Origin of the sequence: Paraburkholderia ribeironis (genome assembly GCF_900019265.1) — a bacterium.
GTDB classification, from domain to species: Bacteria; Pseudomonadota; Gammaproteobacteria; order Burkholderiales; family Burkholderiaceae; genus Paraburkholderia; species Paraburkholderia ribeironis.
Map to the genome: position 1 here is coordinate 152,059 of NZ_CYGX02000034.1, position 24,563 is coordinate 176,621.

The following is a 24,563-nucleotide window of genomic DNA, read 5'->3' on the forward strand; positions in this document are numbered from 1 at the left end:
ATCGCCAGTGAAAACGCGCGCCGCGGCCCGCGTCGTCACACATCTTGAAGCACATTGCTCAGCACTCGACGATGTTCACCGCGAGGCCGCCACGCGACGTTTCCTTGTACTTGGTCTTCATGTCCGCGCCAGTCTCGCGCATGGTCTTGATGACCGAATCGAGCGACACGTAGTGGCTGCCGTCGCCGCGCAATGCCATGCGCGCCGCGTTGACTGCCTTCACCGACGCCATCGCATTGCGTTCGATGCACGGAATCTGCACCATCCCGCCGACCGGATCGCAGGTCAGCCCGAGGTTATGTTCCATGCCAATTTCGGCGGCGTTCTCGACCTGCTTCGGCGTGCCGCCCATCACCGCGGCGAGCGCGCCGGCGGCCATCGAACAGGCCACGCCCACCTCGCCCTGGCAGCCCACTTCCGCGCCGGAGATCGACGCGTTCAGCTTGTACAGAATGCCGATGGCCGCCGCCGTCATCAGGAAGTCGAGCACACCCTGCTGGTTCGAGCCCGGCATGAAGCGCGTGTAGTAATGCAGCACGGCCGGAATGATGCCGGCCGCGCCATTGGTCGGCGCGGTGACGACACGCCCGCCCGCGGCGTTTTCTTCGTTGACGGCGATTGCGTAGAGGTTGATCCAGTCGACCATCGACAACGGATCACGCAGCGCAAGCTCAGGATTGCCGGTCAGCGCGCGATACAGCTGCGGCGCGCGGCGCTTCACCTGAAACGGGCCGGGCAAGTTGCCGTCGGCGTCGGGATTGTTGATGCCGCAGCCGCGCGTCACGCACGATTGCATGACATCCCAGATCTTCAGCAAGCCGGCGCGCGTCTCTTCTTCCGTGTGCCAGACGCGCTCGTTATCCCACATCAACTGCGCGATGCTCTTGCCAGTCGACTCGCACAACGCGAGCAGTTCGTTGCCAGTGCGAAACGGGTGTGGCAACTGATCGACTGCGCTCAGCACCTTGGTGTTCGGTGCGCCGGCTGTCACCACGAAGCCGCCGCCCACCGACAGATAGGTCGACTCGCGCAAGGTCTCGCCTTGCGCGTCGAACGCGCGCAGCTTCAGACCGTTCGGATGCTCGGCCAACGCTTGCCGATAAAACGCAATGTGATCTTTTTGCACGAACGGCACCTCGTGCGTGCCGAGCAACGCGAGCTTGCGCGACACCCGCACCGCTTCGAGCCGGCGCGCGATCGTGTCCGGGTCGACCGTGTCGGGCGCGTCGCCCATCAGGCCGAGCATCACGCCGCGATCCGTGCCGTGGCCTTTGCCGGTCGCGCCGAGCGACCCATACAGCTCCACTTTCACCGATGCGGTGGCGCTCAGCAGCCCGTCGCGTTCGAGCCCTTGAGCGAACATCAGTGCCGCGCGCATTGGTCCGACCGTATGCGAACTGGACGGACCAATGCCGATTTTGAAGAGATCGAACACGCTGACTGCCATTGACTGCTCCCTGCTGATAAGTAGATATTAGCGCGCCGGCAGCGGTAGGCACACGGCGAGCCACGCGGGCGGCGACGGTGCGAGCTGCAGCGCGATTGGCGTAAAGCGTCCGTCGAGACGCGCCGCCAGGTGAAACAGTTCCGTCGCGTTCTTCGGGTCCCATTGACCCGAATAGCCGGGCAAACCGGCCTCGCGGCGTTTCGCATCGAACGAGACGTTCGAATGCACGAATTCTTCATGCGTCTGTTTGCCGGTTGCGTACGGCGCGAGCCAGTTGAGCGCGGCGAGCAGCGTGGCGCCGTTGGCACCCTTCTCCTGCAGCCAGTTGCGGTTGTGGCGGCGCGCGGCGAGCGCGGCCATCACGAGCGGCTGCAGGTCGTACGTGACGTAATGCAGCGCGTCGCGTTCGTTGAAGTCGATAGTCGAGCCGTCCGGTGCAATGTTGTCGCCGATATGCTCGGTGAACAGACGCTGCGCCGCGTTGATCATCTTGCGGTTGTCGAGCGTGAACGCGGCCATCGCGATCAGCTTGATACGGTGGCTTTGCCAGTTGTTGCGGAACGTGCCGGTGAGCGGCCGCGGCTGCGCATCGATCTGCGCGATGTAGCCGTTCGCGAGCTTCGTCAGAAATGCCATTGTCGCGTTGCGCGTTTTCACGGGCAACGCGCTCGCCGTCATGTCGTAGGCGAGGATCAGGCCTTCAAAACGGGTTTCGTCGATCGGATTGAAATTCGGCTGATAGGTCGTGACCCACGCGTACAGCAAGCGGTCGACGAGCTTCAGAAAGCGCTCGTCGCTGGTCGCGCGCCACGCGAGCGCGGCGTCGCGCAACAGATCGAGATCCTGCTCCGCTGCGACGCTCTGATCGTAGATGCCCTCGTGCGGCAGCGTGCCTTCGGTATGGAGCTTGGCCAGGGCGTGCGGCTGCTCGTTCAGATGGGCCTGCACATTGCTGACGAGCGCCTTCACGCCGGGATCGGCATTGGTACGCTCGCTGGTTTGCAACGCGGGCGCGGCGCAGAAATTCATCGCGGCCTGCGCTTGCCGCAGCGGCAGCAGCGCGGCTGCGCCAGCCAGCAGCAGTACGTAAGTTGGCTGCCACGTACGGGCTCGCCTTGCTTCGGCCCGGCTTTGCATCGATCGCACCTGTCGCGCCATGCGAAACTCCTCGTTAGGCTGATTTGGTGTGTGATGTTAGCCGTTTGCGGCCACGAACGACAGAAGCGCGGACACAACGGCGCACCGCCCCGCCGCCTGTTCCAGACAGCGGGCGATGCGCGCTCATGCTTACTCGTAGTCGGCGATCGGCACGCAGGAGCAGAACAGATTGCGGTCGCCGTACACGTTGTCGGCGCGGCCGACCGGCGGCCAGTACTTCTTCGCGATCAAGGTGGGCAACGGATACGCGGCGGTTTCGCGCGTATAGGCATGCTTCCAGTCATCGGCGATGACCGCCGCCGCGGTGTGCGGCGCGTGCTTCAGCGGATTGTCCTCGCGGTCCGAGCGGCCTTCTTCGACCGCGCGGATTTCGTTGCGGATCGCAATCATCGCTTCAATGAAGCGATCGAGTTCTTCCTTCGATTCCGATTCGGTCGGCTCGACCATCAGCGTGCCCGGCACTGGGAAGCTCATCGTCGGTGCGTGGAAGCCGTAGTCGGCGAGGCGCTTGGCGACGTCGTCCACGGTGATGCCGCTGGTTTCCTTGAGCGGACGCAGATCGAGAATGCATTCGTGCGCGACCAGCCCGCCCGGGCCCGAGTACAGCACCGGGTAATGCGACGCGAGCTTGTTCGCGACGTAGTTCGCGTTGAGGATCGCGGTTTCGGTCGCGGCGGTCAGGTTCTTCGCGCCCATCATCGCGATATACATCCACGAGATCGGCAGGATCGACGCCGAGCCGTAGGGTGCGCCCGACACCGCGCCGATACCGTTCGGCGCGCGTTCATAACCCGATGAGATCTGGTTCGGCAGGAACTGCGCGAGGTGCGCGCCGACCGCGACCGGACCGACGCCCGGTCCGCCGCCGCCGTGCGGAATGCAGAACGTCTTGTGCAGGTTCAGGTGCGAAACGTCGCCGCCGAACTGACCCGGCGCGCACAGACCCACCATCGCGTTCATGTTCGCGCCATCCACGTACACCTGGCCGCCGTGTGCGTGCACGATCTCGCAGATCTCGCGCACGTTCTGCTCGAACACGCCGTGCGTGGACGGATAGGTGATCATGATCGCCGCGAGTTTGTCGGTGTGTTGCGCGGCCTTCTTCTGCAGGTCTTCGATATCGACGTTGCCCTGCGCGTCGCACGCGACCACCACCACCTGCATGCCGGCCATCTGCGCCGACGCCGGGTTGGTGCCGTGCGCCGAAGCGGGAATCAGGCAGACATTGCGCTGCGCTTCGCCGCGCGACGCGTGATAAGCGTGGATGATCAACAGACCCGCGTATTCACCCTGCGAGCCGGCATTCGGTTGCAGCGACACCGCCGCATAGCCGGTGGCGGCGACCAGCATCGCTTCGAGCTGATCGATCATCGTGCGGTAGCCGACCGTTTGCTCGGCCGGTGCGAACGGATGGATCTGACCGAACTCCGGCCACGTGATCGGCAGCATTTCCGAGGTCGCGTTCAGCTTCATCGTGCAGGAGCCGAGCGGGATCATCGAACGGTCGAGCGCGAGGTCCTTGTCCGACAGGCTGCGCAGATAGCGCAGCATTTCCGTTTCCGAATGATGACGATTGAACACGTGGTGCGTGAGGTACGCGCTGGTGCGCTCGAGCGCGGCCGGCACCGATGCCGTGTTCGACGCGGCAAGCCTGGCGTCGAGCGTATCGACTTGCGGCACGTCCAGCACGCCGGCGGCTTGCGCGAACACCGCGAGCAGATCGGCCAGGTCGTGGCGCGTGGTGGTCTCGTCGACCGACAGGCCGACTTGCGTGTCGCTCACGTGGCGCAGGTTGATGCGCTTCGCTCGCGCGGCATCGTGCAGTGCTTGGGTGCGCGCGCCGGTGTCGAACGTGAGCGTGTCGAAGAACGATTCGTTGGCGAGCGTGTAGCCGAGTTGCTTCGCGCCTTCAGCCAGCAACGCTGCAATCCGGTTCACGCGCAGCGCGATCGTCTTCAGGCCGTGCGGGCCGTGATAGACCGCATACATGCTGGCCATGATCGCGAGCAGCGCTTGCGCGGTGCACACGTTCGAGGTGGCCTTCTCGCGGCGGATATGTTGTTCGCGCGTTTGCAGCGCGAGACGCAGCGCGGGATTGCCTTGCGCATCGACGGTCACGCCGACGAGACGGCCCGGCATCTGCCGCTTGAATTCGTCACGCACCGCGAGGTAAGCGGCATGCGGGCCGCCGAAGCCGACCGGCACGCCGAAGCGCTGCGTATTGCCGACGGCCACGTCCGCGCCCCATTCGCCCGGTGGCGTGAGCAGGGTCAGCGCGAGCAGGTCGGCGGCGACCACCACGTGGCCGCCCGCCGCGTGGATCGCTTCGGTCAGCGCGCGGTAGTCGCACACGTGGCCGTTGACGCCCGGGTATTGCAGCAGCACGCCGAACGCGTTCGCGTTGGCGGCTTCAGCGGCGGGACCCACCTTCACTTCGATGCCGACCGGCGTGGCGCGTGTCTTCACCACTTCGATGGTTTGTGGCAGCACGTCGTCAGCCACGAAGAACAGGTTCGACTTCGGCTTGCCCACGCGTTGCAGCAGCGTCATCGCTTCGGCGGCGGCGGTGGCTTCGTCGAGCAGCGATGCGTTCGAAATCGCGAGGCCCGTCAGGTCGACGACCATCTGCTGGAAGTTCAGTAGCGCTTCGAGACGGCCTTGTGAGATTTCCGGCTGATACGGCGTGTACGCGGTGTACCACGCCGGATTTTCCAGCACATTACGCAGGATCACCGTCGGCGTGTGCGCGTTGTAGTAGCCCTGGCCGATGTACGAGCGGAACACCTGGTTCTGGTCCGCGAGCTCGCGCAGCGCGGCGAGCGCTTCGGCTTCGCTCTTCGGTTGCGCGAAGGGGCCGAGCGGCAGCGTTTCGGTGCGGCGGATCGTCTTCGGAATGACCGCGTCGATCAGCGCGGCGCGCGACGCGAAGCCGAGGGCTTCGAGCATCGCTTGCTGGTCGGCCGCATCCGGGCCGATGTGCCGTTCGGCGAAGGCGTCGTGCACTTCGAGCGCGGCGAGCGAGAGAGGAGTGCGGTTCATCAGACGATCCGGGTGTTCGAGCTTCATGGGTGTTCCTGGCGGTGCGGCGCGTCGTGCCTTGCGCTCGCCGCACCTGACGGTTAAACGAGGTGTGCGAGGTGTGAATCAGGCGCCGATCGACTTCGTGTACGCGTCGGCGTCGATCAGGCGATCCTGCGCTGCATCGGCAGCGGGCTTGATCTTGAAGAGCCAGCTTTCGTACGGAGCGGAGTTGACCGAGTCGGGTGCGTCGGCGACAGCCGTGTTCGCTTCGATGATCTCGCCCGAAACCGGCGCATAGATATCGGAAGCGGCCTTCACCGATTCGATCACGGCGACGGTGTCGCCCGCAGTCACGGTCTTGCCGAGTTCCTGAACTTCGAAGAAGACGATATCGCCGAGCGCTTCCTGTGCGTGGTCGGTGATGCCGACCGTCAGCGTGCCGTCCGCTTCCGTGCGGACCCATTCGTGCGATTCGGTGTATTTCAGATCGGCCGGGATGCTCATCGGATGCTCCTATTCGGTGTGGTTCGTTATTGGCTTAAAAGAGGGGTCGCGCGCCGGCTGCTCAAACCGCCAGCACTTTGCCGTTGCGCACGAACGGCAGTTTTACCACGCTTGCGGGAACAGCCTTGTCACGAATCTGAACGTGAACGGTGTCGCCCGGCTGCACGCCTTTCGGCACGCGTGCGAAGGCGATCGACTCCTGCATCGTCGGGGAAAAAGTGCCGCTGGTGATTTCGCCTTCGCCGTGCGGCGTGACGACTTTCTGATGCGCGCGCAGCACGCCCGCCGCCTTGCCGTTTTCCTTCAGCAGGATCAGCCCGACGAATGCCGCGAGCGAGCCTTCGGCTTCCAGCTTGCTCCTGCCGACGAAGTCGCGCGGCGAGTTCAGATCGACTGTCCATGCGAGGCCGGCGTCGAGCGGCGAGATATTGTCGTCCATGTCCTGGCCGTACAGATTCATGCCCGCTTCGAGGCGCAGCGTATCGCGTGCGCCGAGGCCGGCCGGACGCACGCCTTGTGCATGCAACGCGTTCCACAGCGCTTCGACGCAATCGGCCGGCACGATGATTTCGAAGCCGTCTTCGCCGGTGTAGCCGGTGCGGGCGACGGTCAGTTCGCCAAACGGCGTGGCGTCGATGCGCGCGGCGTTGAACGGCTTGAGCGCTTCGGTAGCGGCGCGCGTGGCCGGCACCGTTTGCCAGACCTTCTCGCGTGCGTTCGGGCCCTGCACCGCGACGATCGCGTAGTCGCGGCGCGGCGTGATGGTCAGGCCGAAGCCGCCTTCGGCATTGAGCTGGCCGAACCACGCGATGTCTTTGTCGGCGGTGCCGGCGTTGACGACCACGCGGAAGTGATCTTCGCCGAAGTAATAGACGATCAGATCGTCGATCACGCCGCCATTCGGGTTCAGCAGACAGGAGTAGAGCGCGCGGCCGGGCGTTTGCAGCTTCGCGACGTTGTTGGCGAGCGCGTATTCGAAGAAGGCGCGCACGCGCTCGCCGGTGAAATCGACGACGCACATGTGCGAGACGTCGAACATGCCGGCGTCGGTACGCACGGCGCGATGTTCCTCGATCTGCGAGCCGTAGTTGACGGGCATGTCCCAGCCGCCGAAATCGACCATGCGGGCATTGAGCGCACGATGGGTGGCGTTGAGCGGGGTGTGTTTGAGTTCGGTCATGGGGCCTCGGGCATCGCGAAACAAAAAAGGCCATGCGGCGCTACGCCTCGCGGCCGGGTGCCTGCGAGCGTGGTTCTGCATGACCCCTCTGTCCTCGATACCTGAGAGATTGCGCTGCCGTGAGAATCTGGATTCGTCACGGTGAAACGCGCGCCCCTTCGGTGGGCAGCCTGCCTGTGCCTGCACGATACAAACGACGCAGATGGCTACTGCCGCTCTCCAGAGTGCGAAAAACCGCTGCCGTTAGGCGGGTTTTTCGACGCGTTCGGTCCTTTTGCCTGAGAGTTTGCGGGTGTGCCCCTTCGGCGGCGCGGCCTGCGATTGTCAGCGGCCAGCGCGCTCTCCCGACGCGTGCGGCGAATGTACGCGACGGCTGGGGGCTTGTCAAATAAAGGCTTGCGACCGGCGTGGTGGCTGACATCGCACGTTGCCGGCGCAAAAAAAAGCGCGGGACGTGATGCCCGCGCTCGCGCTGCTTTGCTGCGCGGACTCGAGGCGGTTACTCGCCGATCGCGTGAGCCGCGTTGTCCAGCTCCTGGTTCAGCACGCGCTGTTCGTCGCTGGTGAGGCCGCCACCGTGTTGCGAGGCCATGTCGTGCGCTTCCTGGCGGATGACATCGAGCCGATGGTGCAGGGCGGCGCCTTGTGGCGGCGGGTAATCGCCCTGATTCACGCGTTTGTCGATCCGGCGGGCGAGATTGTCGATCCGGCCGTCGACCTGATGAAGACGCTGATCCGCGATCTGCTGCGGACTGGGGCGCGGTGCCGGCGCGGGTTGGGGCGCGACCACGCAGGCGGCGACGGAACTGAGCAGGGCGCAGGCGGCAATGGCGCGGATGAGACGAGGCATGGACTCTCCAGAAGTCGTTGTCGTTGGCGGCGCTACTCGGGAGCAACGGATGATCGCGGCTGCGCGCTGACCGGGGAGGGGGACAGAGTTGTAACGCTATATTCCTTTCGGGACGTCAGATTTTTGCCTGCGCGGCGGCTTGGGCGACAAGTGGTTGTGGGAGCACAAGTCGTCGCGCCGCGCAGGTCAGCGACTCAGCGAATCAGCGAATCAGCGAATCAGCGAATCAGCGAATCAGCGAATCAGCGAATCAGCGAATGCGCTCGAACGGCAACCGGACGCCTTCTTCCGAACTGCGCGCGGCAAGCTCGATGATCGTCATCACGTCAACTGCATCCTGGGCACTGACAGGGAAGGCGGTGCCGTGCTGGATGGCGTCGGCCACCGCGACATAGAAGCCGACATAGTCGCCATTGCGCGTCGGCAACTCGCGCTCGACTTCCTGACCGCCTTCCAGCACGCGCAGCACACCCGCGGTGTTGCCGGCGCCGAAGCCTTCATTGCCGGGACGCAGGCCGGCCTTCAACTGATCCTCCTGCGTATCGAGCCCGTATTTCACGTAACTGCCGCGCGTGCCGTGGATCGCAAACCTCGGCGCGAGCAACGCCGTCAACGCGCTCGCATGCAACATCACCTCGAACTCACCGTAGCCGAGCTGAATATGCACATAGTCCGGCGCGCTGGCCTGGTCACGATGCGCGCGCACCGTCGCCGATACCGTCTGCGGTGCGCCGAACAGAGCCAACGCCTGGTCGATCAGATGCGGGCCGAGGTCGAACAGCAAGCCGCCGCCTCGCGACACTTCTTCGCGCCAACGCTGCGGCACAGTTGGCCGGAAACGGTCGAAGTGCGATTCGAAGTGCGTGACGCGCCCCAGCTCCACGCGGGCGAGCAGATCCCGCACGGTCAGAAAGTCGCCGTCCCAACGACGGTTGTGAAACGGCATGAACCGTTTGCCGCGGGCGAGCGCGATGTTGGCGAGCGTGTGGGCGTCGGCGGCGCTCAGCGTGACCGGCTTGTCGACCACCACGTGCTTGCCGGCTTCCAGCGTGCGGCGCGCGAGGTCGAAGTGGGTGTCATTGGGCGTCGCGATCACGACGCACTCGATGTCTTCGAGCGCCAGCAGCGCGTCGAGGTCGGCCACGACTTTCGCATGCGGATAGTCGGTCAGCGCGCGTTCGGGCTGACTCGTCGCGATCGCGGCGAGGCTCGCGCGCCCGCAATGTGCGATCACCGGCGCATGAAAGGTCGCGCCAGCAAAACCGTAACCCACCAATCCAATCTTCAGCGATGCGGACATGCGTGTCTTCCTGCAAAAACGGCGCGCCGCTTTGCCACCGTGGCGACGGCGCGCAACACTGCAATTGTGGCATGTCCCGAAGGCGGACCGGCAACGTTGCCACCGTCATGCGCCGCGGTGTCGTTGCCGGCGGCCGTGCGGCATTCGTTGGGGCGTCCGCGGGAGGCTCTCATCGGGACGTCCACGTGGGGGCATTCATCGGGAGCGTCTATCGAGGGCGTCCGTCGAGGGCATCCATCGAGGGCATCCATGTTAACATCGCTCCTCTCGCGCGCATCGCGACGGGCTGGAACCCCTGCGCACCATGCCAGGTGTCCGTTCCAGCCGGCGACGCCGCGCCGCACGCCCCCGGGCCTCCGGTCGCGATTCAGCGCCGACGCGCCCTCAACCGCAATACCCATCCACAGACGATGTCCGCAGGCCTGAACCCCGCTCAAAATGAAGCGGTCCGTTATCTCGACGGTCCATGTCTCGTGCTCGCCGGCGCAGGCAGCGGCAAGACGCGCGTGATCACGCAGAAAATTGCGCACCTGATCGAAGCCAAAGGCTTCGAGCCGCGCCACATCGCCGCTGTCACGTTTACGAACAAGGCCGCCGCGGAAATGCGCGAGCGCGTGGGCAAGCTGCTCGAAGGCAGGACGCTCACCACGCCTGGCAAGGAAGGCCGCAAGGTGCCGGTCAATCAGTTGACGGTTTGCACCTTCCACTCGCTCGGCGTGCAGATACTGCGGCAGGAGGCTGAACACGTCGGCCTGAAACCGCAGTTCTCGATCATGGATTCGGACGACTGCTTCGGCATGATCCAGGAACAGGTCGGCTCGACGGACAAGGGCTTCATCCGCAAGATCCAGTCGATCATCTCGCTGTGGAAGAACGGCCTGATCATGCCCGAGGAGGCGATCGCGATCGCCGCGAACGAGGACGAGCATCAGGCCGCGATCGTCTACCGCAATTACGTGGCGACGCTGCACGCGTATCAGGCGGTCGATTTCGACGATCTGATCCGCCTGCCCGCCGAGCTCTTCGCGAACAACGAGCCGGTGCGCGAGCGCTGGCAGAACAAGCTGCGCTATCTGCTGATCGACGAGTACCAGGACACCAACGCGTGCCAGTACGAACTGGTCAAGCTGCTCGCGGGCAAGCGCGCGGCGTTCACGGCGGTCGGCGACGACGACCAGGCGATCTACGGCTGGCGCGGCGCAACGCTCGAAAATCTCGGGCAGCTCAGCAAGGATTTTCCGAAACTGCACCTGATCAAGCTCGAACAGAATTACCGCTCGACGGTGCGCATTCTGACCGCTGCGAATAACGTGATCGCGAACAACCCGAAGCTGTTCGAAAAGAAGCTGTGGTCCGAGCACGGCATGGGCGACACGATCACCGTCACGCCTTGCAATGACGAGGAGCACGAGGCGGAGTCGGTGGTGTTCCGCCTGTCCGCGCACAAGTTCGAGCGGCGCGCGAATTTCCGCGACTACGCGATCCTGTATCGCGGCAACTTCCAGGCGCGCATCTTCGAACAGGTACTGCGTCGCGAACGGATTCCGTACGTGCTGTCTGGCGGTCAGTCGTTCTTCGACAAAGCCGAAATCAAGGACATCTGCGCATATCTGCGCCTCATCGCCAACGCGAACGACGACCCCGCGTTCATCCGCGCCATCACCACGCCGCGCCGGGGCGTCGGTAATACGACGCTCGAAGCGCTCGGTGCATTCGCGGGTCAGGCGAAGGTGTCGCTGTTCGAGGCGGTGTACATGGGCGGGATCGAGGCGCGCCTGTCGCCGCGCCAGATCGAACCAATGCGCGTGTTCTGCGACTTCATGCAGCGTCTCACCGATCGCGCGGAAAAAGATGCCGCCGGCACACTGCTCGACGAACTGATGGACGCGATCCACTACGAAGCCTATCTGTACGACGCGTTCGACGAACGCCAGGCGCAGGCCAAGTGGCAGAACGTGCTGGAATTCATGGAGTGGTTGAAGCGCAAAGGCACCAAGGCCGAAACCGAGGATGCCGGCAATCGCGAAGCCACCGGCTACGACACCGCCGACGGTTTCGGCGATACCGGCAAGAATCTGCTTGGCCTGATCCAGACCGTCGCGCTCATGTCGATGCTCGAAGGTCGTGAAGAAGATCCCGATGCGGTCCGGCTTTCGACCGTGCATGCGTCGAAGGGACTGGAGTACCCGCACGTGTTTCTGGTGGGCGTCGAAGAAGGCATCATGCCGCATCGGGGCGGCCCCGACGACGAGCCGATCGACGACGCGCGCATCGAGGAAGAGCGCCGTTTGATGTACGTCGCGATTACGCGTGCGCAGCGCAGCCTGCATCTGAACTGGTGCAAGAAGCGCAAGCGCGCGAGAGAGACGGTGGTGTGCGAGCCGTCGCGCTTCATTCCCGAAATGCTGCTCGACGATGCGCCGCCGCCGACACCGGAAGAAGCACCGATGTCGCCGAAAGACCGGCTCGCGAGTTTGAAGGCACTGCTGCAAAAGCCGTGAATGCGCGCGGCGCGTGGTGGGCTGGTTCACGGCACGGGGCGTATTGAGCTTTCTGTTGCGTTCGCAAGACCTTGGGCGTGACAGGTGCTTTGGCTGTTTTTCGCAGGCTTGAGCTAGAGTGGCGCGGCTTGTCGATCGCATGTCGGCGAGCCTGATCGGAGACTTTCGTATGAACGCGCCGCCGCTCGCGCGCTATCGCCGCGCACTCGAAACCTATATCGACGCGAAAGACAACACGCTCGCTCCGCGCATCGCCGAGGCGTTCGCTGCGGACGCGGTGCTCACCATGTCGCTTGCCACGTCGGCGATCGCGTTTCCCGCCCGCACCGTGGGCGCCGCTGCGATTGCGAAAACGCTCGTTACCGATTTCGGCGCCCAGTACGCGCGATGCCGGACTTATTACGTGTGCGATTCGCTCGAGGTGCAAGACGGCGTACTCGATGCGATCCCTTGGCTGGTGGTGATGCGCGAGCAGGCGAGCGGCGCACTGCGCGTCGGCCACGGCGTGTATCGATGGACCTTCGACGAGACACCGTTTGTGACGCACTTCGACATCCATATCGCGCGCATGGACGTCGTGCCCGATGCCGACGGTGCGTTACTCGACGCTTTGCAGGCGGGCCTGGACTATCCGTGGCTCGCACCCGCCGCGTTGCACGCGCATTTCACCACTCTGGCTCGCGACACGCCGGCCTTGGCGTTTATTGACGCGTTTAGCCGTCCCGCGTCCGCGCCGGACTTCTCCCATCCGGTCTGACGCGGGCACCTGTCATGCATAAAAAATCCCTGCACAGCGACGACGCGTGCAGGGATTCTTCGTTGCGCGGCCGATGCCGCGAGCGCTCAGTCGGATGTCTTACTTCGCCGCGCTGACCATGTAATCGACGGCGGCCTTGACGTCCGCGTCCGATGCATTCGAGCCGCCCTTCGGAGGCATCGCGCCTTTGCCATGCAGAGCGTAGTTATAGACCGTGTCCATTGGCTCTTTCAGACGCGGGGCCCAGGCTTCCTTGTCGCCGAACTTCGGTGCGTTCAGCACGCCGGCCGCGTGACAGGCCTGGCAAACCTGTTGATACAACGCCTTGCCGGCCTGCGATGCGTCCGCGCCGGTGGCGCCGGCTGCCGGCGCGGCGGCTTGCGGCACGCTTGCCATGGCCGCCAACGCAGCGGCGGCTTGGGCCGCCCCCGCATCAGACGCGCCAGCTGGCGCAGCCGCCGTCGCGCCGGAGGCCGCCGCCGCGCCTGCTGCTGGCTGCGCCGGTTCAGGGAAGCTGGCGCCGGAGTTGTTCGCCATATAGGCCACCGCGCGGGCGATTTCGAAGTCGCTGTAGTCGTCCGGGCTGGTGCCGCCGCGCGGCGGCATCGCGCCTTTGCCGGCGAGGGCCGTGTGCAACAGCGTGTCGAATCCCTGCGCGATGCGCGGCGCCCAGTCGGCGGTATTGGTGAATTTCGGCGCGCCTGCCGCACCCGACGCGTGACACGCGGAGCACACGGCCTTGTAGACCTCTTCGCCGCTCTTGTAGACGCGCGGCGCATTGGCGTCGCGAATTTCAACCTGGGCTAGCGGCTTGATGCGGGCGGTGACTTCGGCTTCGGAGAGAGAGTCGGTGCCGGCGCCGGTGCGGGTTGAATTATCGACGTAGATCGCCAGCAGGACGATGATGATGATCGGCACAGCAAACCCGGCAATGACTGCGGCGACGAGCTGCGCGGGGGTTTTGATCGGGGCTTTATGCGGTGCTTCGCTCATGCTTGTCTCGTCTCCGTGGGTATGTGAGCGGTACAGCGTGATGGCAACTTCTTGTTCTATATCAGCCACGGAGGATTATAGACGCAAGCTTTTGGCGACGGCGAGAGGGGCGGCGGCGTGTTCAGCAGGCGTTTACCCGGAGCACTGGAGCTGGCCGGAAGGTGGCGAATTCTGCTATGTCGGCCGTCCGGTGGACGGTACGGCCGAAACCGGGTATCCTTGCGGTCTCACTTTGGCGCCGCATCCGCTCAGGTTGTCGCGCTTCCGTGTTCAAGCGCCCGTAGCTCAATGGATAGAGTACTGCCCTCCGAAGGCAGGGGTTGCTGGTTCGATCCCAGCCGGGCGCGCCAAGTCTGATAAGGGTTTGCGGGCGATTCGCTCATTCTGAAAACCCGCCGTACGGCATCTGTACGGCAAAACTCCAACGAACTTTGCCGTATGGATTCGGGCCGGTAATGACCCGCATCGTCGTCAGGTATTTCCCCACTACATAATGTATTCGCCGGTGTTTCGGCCGAGGTCTAGCGTGCGGCCAACTATGATCGTGGTGCAACAACGCAGCCAACACTTGTCGATTGTTCCGAAGGCATCGAAACACACGCGAACGCGCCGCCGCGATTGAACGAGGCAACCGGTTGCCCGATGGACGGGTCATCATCGCCCCGCATGAGGTTGAGAGACGTGAGGAAGTCCAAGTTGGTTTTCTCGTCTTGGCCGGGGTTCAGCATGTTGTTAATCAGACCGACTGCGCCGACGAAGCGCATGAGATTGACGGGATCAGATCGGTTGCCCATCACCTTTATTACTGACACCTTGCCCGCGCTGCTTATCGAAAGCTGAAGTGCGAGCTTGCTCGCGAACCGTCCATTCGCCAAGTCGAGCTTCTTCATTTCTGCGATTCCTTGCTGAAAACGCTCGTCATTCAAAGTGACTGCGATCCCGTCCTTGGTCCTGCGCATCCGCTTGATCGTGTCGCTACCGTCAGCCTTTGCAAGTTCGTCGTAACGCTTGCGAAACGTTTCCGGGTTGAGGTCAGCCCATCCGTCAAGCGGCGCAGGTCGAGCGCTAGCGTCCGCTTCGGCTGGCCCAGTTGGACCTGATGCCGGGAGCGCCGCTGCTTGAACCTCTGGCGAGCTAGAGGCGGACACTGCCGATACTGCCGTTGATTGCTCCGAGTTTCCGCAGGCAGTCAGAGCGACAACCGCCGAACACGTCAAGATCCACGCTTTCATAAATCCCCCGCAGTTTGTTTTTGGTCGAGTCCTATTATAATGAGCCGGATCACGTGCGGTCCTGTGGACGTCAGCGCCGGGTCGCGCGCCGGTGCGTGCGACTCCACGTCGCATGCCGGCGGGGTCCGGCCGGGGTCACGCCGGGGTCTTTATTCACCATCCGCTTACAAAATTCAGGCCAGCGCTACCCGCGTTCGCGTAAGCGTGAGCCGGCGTTAGGTGTTTTCGGGCCTCTTCGTTCTGTCCCGAATACCCCCCGGTCTTTCACGGCTGACTTTCCAGCGCCCAGCGCAATAAGAACCGTGCCAGCGCTCGGCGGTCAACGCTTCGTGCCTGGTAGTGGATCGGCCAGCCGCACCACGTGCGTCCCTGAATAGTCGAGACGCGGCCGGCGGGCGCGGTCTTCGGCCAACGCCCGCTCAACCATCAGTTCGACTTCGGTCAGGTGGCGCGCGTGCTCGATCCTCGCGTCGGAATTCGCGCCGATCGTCACCAATGACAACTCGCACCAGCGCCACTTCACGTGCCGCCGTCCACCGCCTGTAATGGGTTGCGACTGCAACGAGATAAAACCGATACTCACTGCGCGCACCAGTTGGGCCTTGACCGACTCCCAGGCCTCATTGACGCGATCCGCCAGGAGGCCGGGTGCCTGAATGTGTGCGATCTGTGCGCGAAAACGGAGGCAGGTTTCATCCCGTTGAGCCGAGATCACGGCACCAATTGGCTTGTCGTGCTGGTGCTGCCATAGCAGTGGCACCGGCAGCGAATATTCAGCGCCACTCGGCACGACGATATCGCTGTACGCATCAACATTGCCCGATGTCGCGATGCCTTCAATGGTGCGTTCGTCTTCGTTCACATTCACGCCTCGCACCAGCAGTGAAGTCGCGTGCTGGATGCCGTCGCGGCGGGTGAGTCCGGTGTCGCTCATGGTGTGCTCCTCAGCGTGGGTGCTTCATGCGGCAAGGTGGATGGCGCACCGGTCGGGTCTCGCCGTGAACTGTTCGCCGCGACGCGTCCACCAGATCGCGCCGCCATCGCCCACCAGCACGTCAGCCACGGCCGCGCCGTCGAGCGAGCGCGGGTCAGCGCGGATCGCGGCAACGAAGCGGCGCGCGGGCGGCGAGGCGGACGCGGTGGCGTCATGCAGCAAATCAAGTACGGCATGCTCAAGCGCGCTCGCCTCGGCGATGCGTTCGAGTTCGGCCTGATACTCGGCCTCGTCGCGATAGCAGGGGCAGCGCTCTCCCGTATGACAGATGCACATGGTTGTGTGTCTCCTTTCCGGTATGCCGTGCGCCTTACTGGGTGTGCGGCTTGTCCACCACGAGCGCACGGCTCGCGCCACTGGCGAGCTCCACGAGCACGAGCCATTGTTCGCGGTGCGCGTCGTCGTCGACCATCACACCTCGCACGGCGAGCCCTCGCTCGGCCGCCGGACATTCGAGCACGGCGCTCGTGATGACTCGCACGTCCTCGCCCATAGCATCGGCACGGCCGGCCCTGGCGGCGGCCAGCACGGCGCGCTCCAGCACGTCCTGACGGCGGAAATATTCACGCTGCCGGCGCATGGTGTCGGCGTTCATTGCGGCGCTCGTTTGCATGGCGTTCCCCTGTGCGTTACTTCGTGCCGGCCGCGTTGATGCAATCCGTAATCAGTCCGGCCGCGTTGTCCGTCGTGGCTTGCCAGTTGATGAAATAGGTCGCGCGCAGGCTCGCTAAATTTTCGACCCAGAGGCTATGGATTGTGCTCTCGTGCGTGTCCGGGTCGATTGCCTCGAATGTGGCTTGTGTCGCGTGCTCGATAATGAGTCCGGCATCGGTGAGAAGAATCTCGGGCGGCACGATCCAGGCGACTGCGCTTCGCGGGATGGCGGTCGAACAGATGGCCGGATAACCACACAAATAACCTCCGTCGATGTTGAGCGAGCCGGCGTCCGAAAGACCCTGTTCGATGGCGGCTGCCACGTCGGCCGGATTGAGAACGAGCACGCAGTCGGCTATCTGTCCGTCGCTCAGTCCGGCAAGCGCGTTGCCCAGGTCCCAGGCCGCGTTGCCACTGCCGGCCGTGATGTTCGTGCCGTAGACGTTCGCCGGTTGAATGCCATCAATGCCCAGGTTATCCGGCGAGAGAAGCGCCGAGTCCAGCGCGGCACTCATCGCGCGCACGATATCGCGGCGGATTGCGCCGTCTACGTTGGGGTCCATCAGGCGCAGAAATTCGAGCGTGTAAATCAGGATGACGCCAAGTTTTCTGGCTGCCAGGCGGCGGACGGCGAACGCCATATCACTCACCTCATAGGCATGCCCTTCGCCGGTCCAGGTGGCGATAACGTGCTGCGTGATGCCAAGCACGGGTGCACTGACGGGCGCGCGAAAGAACTGGCGCAGGGCGTCGAGCCGGCCGAGTGCGGAGCGGCGCAGTACGAGCTCCACGATGAAACGGCCAAGTGCCCGCGCGGGGCCGGCCGGGTCGTCTACCCTGCCTGTGTCGAGCAGGCGTTGCTCCAGCACGTCCGCTACCTGCGTGGCGTTGCCCCATGCGCTGCGCGCGAAGTCCGCTCCGTCCGTCATGCTGCCCTGGCTTATGACAAGCGCTCGCACGGCGCGAATGAGCGTCATGCCCCTGTCATCGGCGAAAGATACCTGTGTCATGTGTGCCTTCCCCTAGTAGCACTCTCAGGGTGCGCGCGCCTCGCGCGGAACTCCACGGGCAAACATGGGCGAACACAGCGAAAAACAACGAAAACCTCAATATCCGGCTTCGTGATATCCAAACACGAGCCAGCGCGCCACGTCCCTCACTTTGTATCTGCGCCTGCCGCTTGGCGCGACGTGATAGCGCGGCACGCCCAGGCCCTCGGCCACGCGGGCGGCCAGCCGCGAGCGCTCATATCCGCAGAGCTCGCACGCGAGCGGCTCGCTCACGTATCCATCGGGGCTTATGCGCCGGCCGGTGTCCGCAATCCAGCGCAGCAGATCGGCCTCGCGCTCGTCGGCGAGCGCTTCGCTCGGCTCTTCGCGGGGCTCGAAGGTTTTCACGGCCGGCGCTCAGTCGTCGTTCATGCGCCCTATTGGCGTGGGCTCCACTCAGGTATCCCACTCATTGACGCTTTCAGCGGAAAGCATCAGCGCGGCAGGATTGCCGGACAGAAGGCCAGCAATGTCGTGCTTTTCCATCGGCGGTAACAGTTGCTCGGGCGTCGGCATGCTTGCCAGCGCGGCCTTTGCTTCGTCGCTCGTCAGCGAGCCAGCGAGCAGTTCCGTATGTTTCGCGGCCAGCGTGCGCTCCAGTTGCGCGCGTGCCTTTTTCACGCGGGCGTCGATTTCCGCGTTGCCCGCACGGCGCACCTCGTCGCGGCGTTCCCTGATGCCGTAGCGGCCACGGTTGATAAACGCACAAGCGAAGCCCGGTGCGTTTTCCATCGGAATACCGGACGCCTTCGCGATGGCCTTTAGCTTTTCGTCTGCTTCATGACTTACCCGCTTCGCGTGCGCCACCAGCTCGGCCCATCGCTCATCGTCCTCGTCAAAAATCAGCGAGAGGTTTTCTTCCATGCGGGCGCGCAGGATTGCCGCGTACTCATCAATCGCGGTCTTTGCCACGCGGCCATTCAGGCGCACCACCTCGCGCAACAAGTCGCGCTCCTTCGCGGTCATGCCCTTCGCTTCGCTCGTCATGTCAATCTCCGGTTAGTCAGGACGTGTGACGCTAGTGACGCTAGTGACGCTTACCTCCATTTATCTCTTACATGCGCGCGCGATATGTATAGATAGAGGAAACAAGCGTCACTAGCGTCACAGGCGTCACGGTTCATCGTCGTCAAACACATCGAGTCCGACGCAGCGATAAAGACGCTCGCGTGCGTTGCGCTCATGGACCGCGCCCATGTCGAGCATCCGCACCTTGAATTCCCTTGGCGACGCATACCGGCCTTCGTGGCCGTTCGCTTCGAACCATCGCCGGTAATCCGCATAGGCGCGACTCGCGGACACCGACAAAGCCTTGTCGAGCAACAGCCGTTCACTTGCCCACAGGGCGAAGACGTCGTTTTCCGCGAAATAGTCGTCGGTCGCCTGCGTAACAGCGGCGGGCATTGGGCCGAAGCCTTCGGCAATGACGGTCTTCGCGCCTTCGAGCATCCACGTGAGAATCGCCGGATATTCCGTGCGCAACGCGTCTTCCAGCGTCGGATCGCGCCGGTTCTCGGGCACCTTATGGACGAACGGAACGATGCGAAAGCGCCGCTTTTCGGCTTCGCCCGTCTGTCGCAAACGCGGGCGATGGTTGCCCACGAGCAGCAGCTTGCAGACCGGCACGAAGTCATAGAAGTCCTGGCGCATATGACGCGCCGACATCTTCTCGCCGGACGAAATATCCTTGACGCGCTGCGAGTTCCATGCGCGGTTATCCGGCAGTTCGCCACAGGCGGCGAGCCGCGCGCCTTCGATATGCGCCATGCCGGTCGGGTGCTGGTCGTGCGCCGATTGAAGAAAAGTTTCGACCGCGACTGAGACGAAGTAATCGCCGAGGATTTCGCGCAGCACGCGCAGAAAGGTTGTTTTACCGTTTGCGCCGCCGCCAAACAGCAGGAACACGAATTCGTATCGCGTCGAACCAGTCAGAAAGTAACCGCCCATACGTTGCAAAAACCGCATCATGTCGTCGTTATCGTCCTGCGCCTTGCGCGGCTCGCCGTGCTCATCGAAGCCATGAATGCATGTTCCGAGAAACGCGCGCCAGCGCGGGCAGTCGCCGCCGAAGTCTGGCGCGCACCCCGTCAGGCGCGTCATCATGTCTTCGGGGCGCCCGGCGCGCATCGAGCCGTCACGCAGGTCAACGACGCCCGCAGGCGTGGCGAGCAACAGCGGATTGGCGTCGAAGGTTCCGCGCGGACAGGTGCGCTCATCGGTGCGCGCGAGCTTTTCAACCGCGTCGATGACGCGGGCCGTCAACCAGCGCGGTTCCCCCCCGCACATGTTGCGCACCGTGCGGCGAATCATTTCGCGCGTCACGCGTGCGCCTTCGTCCAGTTTCCAGTGCGTACCTTCCCACCGGAACCACTTGCCGCGCAGCGTTTCGAAAAGCAGCCGGCCCTGATGGGCGGATGCGAACACCACGGCAATTGCGTCTTCGTTCAAACCGACAGTGGCAACGATTTCGCCCGCCAGATGCGGCGGCACCGCATCGAGCGGCGCGAGCATGCGTCCATCGTTGCCGGCCGTGCGCTTCGCCTTCGGTGCGGGGTCGTTCGTGGCGTGGGCCTTCGAAAAAAACTTGCGGCGCGCGTCATCGACCGTCTGCGCGTCAGCTTCGAGCGCGGACAGAGCTTGCCGTTGCGGGCTCGCGTCTTCGGGGCAGTCGAGCACGTGGTCGGCGCTCATGCCTCCGCCCCTGCGGTCAGTGGGTAGCCGATAACGCGGGCGATATTCTCAACCGTTGTCTTCGCATCGAACCCGCCGTTGTAGTCATTGAGCGCGCGTTCAATCACGTTGAGTGCGTCGGCGTGCAATGTCTGCGGTGTCATCACCGAGCCTCCGGATAATCGGTAAATCGGCACGGCACAAGGTTCACGAGCGGCCTTGTCTTGCTTACGTCGATTGCGATTTCAGGGGAACCCGCGAGCACTCAAGAGCAATAGCAATCACCCGCAGCACTTCATCCCACGACCATTGGCGCGCAACCGCGACTTCCAGGGTGTCGCGCAAGTCCGAGAGAAATTGCATATTAAGGGTTCCGATATCCCCTTCCCGTTCCAGATCCGCCACGTGGCGATCCAGATCCGCCTCGTGGTCTTCCAGATATTCGAGATACCCGTCCCATTCCAGATCGATATACTCTTTCGTTTCCCCCGCGAAATATTCTTCGAAAAACTCTTTCATTTTCATCAGCTTCATCTCGCGGTTATCGGGCATGGCTTTTTGCTCCTTACTGGAATCAGTCAGGACTGGTTTTTCGGAATCGCTCGCTTTGGGATGGTTGTTCATGGCGGCTCCCTACGCAGTTATTTCGGATTCGGCGGCGCGATGCGTCATGCGCTCTTGCCACTCTCGCGCAGCTTGCGGGGTAATGGTCGTGCGCCGGCCCGCGCGGATTTCGTCCGGCCCATTGCCAGTCTTTTTCAGCGCGTAGTAGTGAACTTTCGAGATTCGGTTAATCTCGCAAAATTCGGCGACAGTGAGATTTCTTTCCACAGCAGTAGTCTCCTTTTACTTCGGCGACCCGTTGTGAATCACCATGAAAAGAAGATTACTCAAGGGATAGCGGCACAAGAAGTGGCCGCGCGGGAGAATCGAACCCAAAAAAAGAGCGCCCAAATTCGGGTGCTAAAAAAATGGGTTATTTTCTGAGTAGCTTTAGTTGCGCCAATGGTTCTATACGCTCGCGATACGTGTCGTACGCCTGCTCTACCGCGCTTCGCCTGTAACCGTATCGTGTGGCAACGTCCGCTATTGCGACCTTGCGTGCTCCTCTGCCTGGGTTGCGCAATATCAACTCGCACACTTCGCGGCACATCGTCATATGCAGGCGTTGCGTCGCGTTCGAAATATCGTCGGAATCAAAGAACGGCATAGGCAACGTGACCGTCAGCGGCTCGCCTTTGCTCGGACGCTCGGCCGGCGGCGTCATCAGCCTTACAGCAAGAATGCCAGCAGCAGCGGCGCGACCCTTCAGCGGCTTGGCCGTGCCGAGCTCTGGTCCCGGCTCGTAGTTGGTCGCCTCATGCACCGTCGCAAGCGCGAACAGCTTGACGGCAAGCTCGATAACCTCCGGGTAGCGCTCCGGTAGCGAACCCACGACGCTCCAGGCATCCGCGCGGCCCGTGCTCCGGCTGATTGCTTCGAGTGCCTCATCAAGCTGCGCCGCCAGCTTGTCCTGATATGCACGGGCATTGCCGGCCACGCGTTCCGCCATCTCCAGCATTTCGGCTTCCGTCATACGCCCACCTTCACCAGAGACGGCACCGCGTCGAGCAAGTCGCGCACGCGCCCATCGTCAACGTGCTCGTAGTGCTTCTGGATCATTTCGACGGACGTTCCGGCGAGACGCGCGATCAGGACGGAATCAACACCAGCAGCAACCAAAGCTGTGATGCTTGTATGCCGGATCGTGTACGCCACCACGTCATCAGGAAGGCCCGCCGCGTCCGCCGCTTCGCGGAACGGTTTTTTCCACGCATGGCGCTCCCACGCGATGCCGTGCGCTTGCGCGAACAGCAGCGCGCCCGCCAGCTTGCCCTTTGTGTGCGCCTTGAAGAACGCGATAGCCGCCGTCGAGAGCGGCACTACGCGCCGCCCGGTCTTTCCTTCAAGTGCCAGTGTTCCGCGATGCGGGTCAAAATCGCGCACACGCAGCTTTGCGACTTCGCCGGGGCGGCTAGGCACATGCGCGAGCGCCGCCATCAGCGGGCGCAAATCGTCGGGCAGCTTGGCGAGTAGCGCGCTGACCTGGTCGGGTTTCAACACCACTTCGCGCCGCCGTCCGACGCCTTCGAACTTCATCACCGTTTTCCAGCCCGCATCGGTCGCCACAAGGCGATTCTTCATGGCGAAGTTCAGCGCGGCTTTCAGGCTCGCCAGATTTCTGTTCGCGCTATCCTTCGCGCGCCGCAATTCATCAGGGTCTTCGGCGTCGTCTACCTGATCATGCAGCCATGCCCGCACGTGCGTCGTGCGCAGCTTGTCGAGCGTCAGCCGTCCGATTGGCGCGTCGTTCACCAGGCGGCGGAACCGGCCCGCCGCGTCGTCGCCGCTTTGCTTGCTCTTTCGCGTGCGCAGGTCGGCGGCGTAATCGGCGCAAGCCTCCTTCACGGTCGTCGCTTTCGCGCTGACGCCGTAGCTGATACCTCGCGCCCATCTTTCGGCTTCGCCCTTGGCGTCCTCAAAACGTTCGTGCGTGCCAAGCGCGTGATACGCGCGCTTGCCGCTTTCGGTGCGTTTGGCGATCCATGTTCCGGTGCCATCAGGCAACACGCGGTAGCCGACATGCAGCCCGGTATGTAGCCGATGCCAGTATGGTTCGCGTCTCGGCGCGAGCGAAGCACGGCCAGTTTTTGATATGAGATTCGGGGCGGTTCTAGGGTTCATGATTTTTTCCGTACGGCATCTGTACGGCAATCCTACCCGAAACAGGGCGAACCGTCATGAACTTGAACGTATAAAAATCAACAGCTTATGTACCTTGGCGAACTTGCAAAAACCTAACATCCGCCCTCCGAAGGCAGGGGTTGCTGGTTCGATCCCAGCCGGGCCACCCGTCAAGCGGTTAGCAAAAATTGCCCTTTCGATAATGATTTTCCGGGACAAATCCGGGACGATCAGAATCATGCGAGACGCACGAATTTCGCGAGGGCGGTATGGCAACCATCACAAAGCGCTCAGACTGTCTCGTTCCGCCCATTATCATGGAGTACCCATCCGCGGAGCTCCTAAAATGAAGCGAACCGAACCGAACCGAACCGAACCGAACCGACAGACGAAGACAGAGTGCACGCTGCCTGATGGCGGCGTCGGGGTGGCGAAAAGAAACCCGCACACGGCGGGCTTCCTTTACGTTCACTGTTTCAAAGATCGTTCATATTGACAGGGTAGCCAGCCGCACGCAGCTCTTTCGCGAGGGCGAACCGCCAATGTCCCGCCGGGTCAAGAGAGACATAACCGACGCCGATGATGTCTGACGGCATCTCGACCCCGGATTCGTAAAGAGCGCAAACACGCGGGCGCCCAAGTTTACCGACAAAGTAGCCGAGTTCCAGGATGACATTCTGGCGGGCGCGAGGTTTCAACTGCTGATCCGTCTTCCCGCCGACATCATCGGCGGTCATCAAAACGATGGCGAACCCGACGCCCGCGTTGTGTTCGAACTTTTCAATGATAGTGCGGCCCTCGTTAGGTTCCTCGCTCAATATTACCGGCTTAAGCTTAAGGGTTTCCAGCAGCCGCGCAACAGCTAGCTTGCCAGCCTCGTTGTGACCGTGAACGATGAAGACCTTGTCGCTTCCTTCCGTTGCGCTCGTTGGCGGCACGGCGCTCATCTCTCTCGGCAAATCCGCGACTGCTTCGCCCTCAATCTCGAACAACTCCAACCGGCCTTTCAGGGCTTTCAGCCGTGCGAGTTTGGTGTTGATCTCCTCTTTGTGATCTCTGATTTCTTTGCCGACGTCGCGGCCGCCGCCTATCGATAGAAACATGGCGCCGTAGAACGTCGATCGGTACTTATCGGCTTCTTCCTCGTTGGTGAACATGCGCCGCAACATTTCGACGTTGAAGTCATGCCACGCGCGATACCGCTCTTGGCTTTGCTCTAGCGACTGCACAGAATTGATCGCTTCTGCTGCTAGCGGTTCGCACGCCTCAATGCGTGCGTCAAGCTTCTGCGCCGCCTGTTCAATACTCATCCGCAGTTTGGCCGGCTCGCTGGGCTCTTTAACAGCGGCCTTGGCTCTCTTTGTTGCCATAATCGGAAATCCATTGTTAACGGTTAATTGACATGACTAAAACTTAGCTAGGGAAGCGCTGATTAATGGACCAACTGACCGAGTTGCAGCCGAGAGGGCGTCGAATTTTCCGGATGACGAAGCGACTCGAAGCTGAACTCGGTGAATTGGCCGCGTAAA

The 24,563-nt window shown here is 62.9% G+C and carries 24 protein-coding genes, 1 tRNA gene and 2 riboswitches; of the genes, 4 read left to right on the top strand and 21 right to left on the bottom strand.

The features are described from left to right. Positions 1–58: 58 nt before the first annotated feature. The 7 genes from BN2475_RS16645 to BN2475_RS16675 all read right to left on the bottom strand — a co-directional run bounded on the left by BN2475_RS16645 (position 59) and on the right by BN2475_RS16675 (position 9,460). Positions 59–1,447: an L-serine ammonia-lyase gene (locus tag BN2475_RS16645; RefSeq protein ID WP_094780593.1), complete on the bottom strand. Its 1,389-nt coding sequence runs from the start codon at positions 1,445–1,447 to the stop codon at positions 59–61. 27 nt (positions 1,448–1,474) lie between these two features. Then, positions 1,475–2,605 carry an alginate lyase family protein gene (locus BN2475_RS16650; protein WP_094780594.1) on the bottom strand — a complete coding sequence of 377 codons (1,131 nt, stop codon included), beginning with the start codon at positions 2,603–2,605 and terminating at the stop codon, positions 1,475–1,477. Between the two features lie 129 nt (positions 2,606–2,734). Next, positions 2,735–5,671 (bottom strand): aminomethyl-transferring glycine dehydrogenase, encoded by a 2,937-nt coding sequence (gene gcvP, locus BN2475_RS16655; protein ID WP_094780595.1) that lies wholly within the window; start codon positions 5,669–5,671, stop codon positions 2,735–2,737. Positions 5,672–5,749: 78 nt separating this feature from the next. Further along, complete coding sequence (gene gcvH, locus BN2475_RS16660) at positions 5,750–6,130, bottom strand: glycine cleavage system protein GcvH (RefSeq protein WP_094780596.1); 381 nt, start codon at positions 6,128–6,130, stop codon at positions 5,750–5,752. Positions 6,131–6,191: 61 nt separating this feature from the next. Further along, a complete protein-coding gene (gene gcvT / locus BN2475_RS16665) occupies positions 6,192–7,310 on the bottom strand; it encodes a glycine cleavage system aminomethyltransferase GcvT (protein ID WP_094780597.1) in 1,119 nt (372 codons plus the stop codon). A gap of 78 nt (positions 7,311–7,388) precedes the next feature. Beyond that, positions 7,389–7,543, bottom strand: a riboswitch (glycine riboswitch). A gap of 23 nt (positions 7,544–7,566) precedes the next feature. Next, positions 7,567–7,666, bottom strand: a riboswitch (glycine riboswitch). 143 nt (positions 7,667–7,809) lie between these two features. After that, positions 7,810–8,160: a hypothetical protein gene (locus BN2475_RS16670; RefSeq protein WP_094780598.1), complete on the bottom strand. Its 351-nt coding sequence runs from the start codon at positions 8,158–8,160 to the stop codon at positions 7,810–7,812. Between the two features lie 250 nt (positions 8,161–8,410). Then, entirely contained in the window at positions 8,411–9,460 is a 1,050-nt protein-coding gene (locus tag BN2475_RS16675) for an oxidoreductase (RefSeq protein WP_094780599.1), read from the bottom strand. 410 nt (positions 9,461–9,870) lie between these two features. On the opposite strand from BN2475_RS16675, the gene BN2475_RS16680 reads away from it, so the two are divergent. Together BN2475_RS16680 and BN2475_RS16685 are read left to right on the top strand one after the other, a co-directional pair. Further along, a complete protein-coding gene (locus BN2475_RS16680) occupies positions 9,871–11,961 on the top strand; it encodes a UvrD-helicase domain-containing protein (protein WP_094780627.1) in 2,091 nt (696 codons plus the stop codon). A gap of 169 nt (positions 11,962–12,130) precedes the next feature. Next, complete coding sequence (locus tag BN2475_RS16685; protein ID WP_094780628.1) at positions 12,131–12,718, top strand: hypothetical protein; 588 nt, start codon at positions 12,131–12,133, stop codon at positions 12,716–12,718. A 99-nt stretch (positions 12,719–12,817) separates the two neighbouring features. On the opposite strand, the gene BN2475_RS16690 is transcribed toward BN2475_RS16685, so the two are convergent. Then, positions 12,818–13,711 (bottom strand): c-type cytochrome, encoded by an 894-nt coding sequence (locus BN2475_RS16690; protein WP_094780600.1) that lies wholly within the window; start codon positions 13,709–13,711, stop codon positions 12,818–12,820. A 274-nt stretch (positions 13,712–13,985) separates the two neighbouring features. On the opposite strand from BN2475_RS16690, the gene BN2475_RS16695 reads away from it, so the two are divergent. Further along, positions 13,986–14,061 (top strand) — tRNA-Arg (locus BN2475_RS16695). Positions 14,062–14,247: 186 nt separating this feature from the next. Here BN2475_RS16695 and BN2475_RS35020 read toward each other — a convergent pair. From BN2475_RS35020 to BN2475_RS16740, 10 genes are all read right to left on the bottom strand, one after another. Continuing rightward, positions 14,248–14,601 (bottom strand): hypothetical protein, encoded by a 354-nt coding sequence (locus BN2475_RS35020; RefSeq protein WP_143325797.1) that lies wholly within the window; start codon positions 14,599–14,601, stop codon positions 14,248–14,250. 661 nt (positions 14,602–15,262) lie between these two features. After that, positions 15,263–15,811 (bottom strand): HK97 family phage prohead protease, encoded by a 549-nt coding sequence (locus tag BN2475_RS16705; protein WP_218023699.1) that lies wholly within the window; start codon positions 15,809–15,811, stop codon positions 15,263–15,265. Positions 15,812–15,901: 90 nt separating this feature from the next. Further along, entirely contained in the window at positions 15,902–16,213 is a 312-nt protein-coding gene (locus BN2475_RS16710) for a hypothetical protein (RefSeq protein WP_094780603.1), read from the bottom strand. A gap of 34 nt (positions 16,214–16,247) precedes the next feature. Next, positions 16,248–16,532, bottom strand: coding sequence for a hypothetical protein (locus tag BN2475_RS16715; RefSeq protein ID WP_094780604.1), 285 nt, complete (start codon positions 16,530–16,532; stop codon positions 16,248–16,250). 34 nt (positions 16,533–16,566) lie between these two features. Beyond that, positions 16,567–17,601 carry a phage major capsid protein gene (locus BN2475_RS16720; RefSeq protein ID WP_094780605.1) on the bottom strand — a complete coding sequence of 345 codons (1,035 nt, stop codon included), beginning with the start codon at positions 17,599–17,601 and terminating at the stop codon, positions 16,567–16,569. Between the two features lie 96 nt (positions 17,602–17,697). Then, complete coding sequence (locus tag BN2475_RS16725) at positions 17,698–17,988, bottom strand: hypothetical protein (protein WP_094780606.1); 291 nt, start codon at positions 17,986–17,988, stop codon at positions 17,698–17,700. A gap of 48 nt (positions 17,989–18,036) precedes the next feature. Next, positions 18,037–18,627, bottom strand: coding sequence for a hypothetical protein (locus BN2475_RS16730; protein WP_094780607.1), 591 nt, complete (start codon positions 18,625–18,627; stop codon positions 18,037–18,039). A gap of 126 nt (positions 18,628–18,753) precedes the next feature. Beyond that, the gene (locus BN2475_RS16735) at positions 18,754–20,331 is read right to left on the bottom strand and encodes a phage/plasmid primase, P4 family (protein ID WP_094780608.1); all 1,578 of its coding nucleotides are present in this window, start codon (positions 20,329–20,331) and stop codon (positions 18,754–18,756) included. Further along, positions 20,328–20,474 (bottom strand): hypothetical protein, encoded by a 147-nt coding sequence (locus tag BN2475_RS34275; RefSeq protein WP_159444562.1) that lies wholly within the window; start codon positions 20,472–20,474, stop codon positions 20,328–20,330. Before BN2475_RS34275 ends, BN2475_RS16735 begins: the two co-directional genes overlap by 4 nt. A 64-nt stretch (positions 20,475–20,538) precedes the next feature. Then, entirely contained in the window at positions 20,539–20,934 is a 396-nt protein-coding gene (locus BN2475_RS16740) for a hypothetical protein (RefSeq protein WP_094780609.1), read from the bottom strand. Positions 20,935–20,973: 39 nt separating this feature from the next. Here BN2475_RS16740 and BN2475_RS33640 point away from each other — a divergent pair, with 39 nt between their 5' ends. Further along, positions 20,974–21,297: a hypothetical protein gene (locus tag BN2475_RS33640; RefSeq protein ID WP_218023700.1), complete on the top strand. Its 324-nt coding sequence runs from the start codon at positions 20,974–20,976 to the stop codon at positions 21,295–21,297. Here the strand turns inward: BN2475_RS33640 and BN2475_RS16745 are convergent. From BN2475_RS16745 to BN2475_RS16755, 3 genes are all read right to left on the bottom strand, one after another. Further along, the gene (locus tag BN2475_RS16745) at positions 21,287–21,886 is read right to left on the bottom strand and encodes a hypothetical protein (RefSeq protein ID WP_094780610.1); all 600 of its coding nucleotides are present in this window, start codon (positions 21,884–21,886) and stop codon (positions 21,287–21,289) included. The two genes, BN2475_RS33640 and BN2475_RS16745, sit on opposite strands and share 11 nt — an antisense overlap. Beyond that, positions 21,883–23,034 (bottom strand): tyrosine-type recombinase/integrase, encoded by a 1,152-nt coding sequence (locus tag BN2475_RS16750; protein ID WP_094780611.1) that lies wholly within the window; start codon positions 23,032–23,034, stop codon positions 21,883–21,885. Before BN2475_RS16750 ends, BN2475_RS16745 begins: the two co-directional genes overlap by 4 nt. A gap of 476 nt (positions 23,035–23,510) precedes the next feature. Continuing rightward, positions 23,511–24,404 (bottom strand): TIR domain-containing protein, encoded by an 894-nt coding sequence (locus BN2475_RS16755; protein WP_094780612.1) that lies wholly within the window; start codon positions 24,402–24,404, stop codon positions 23,511–23,513. Between the last annotated feature and the right edge of the window lie 159 nt (positions 24,405–24,563).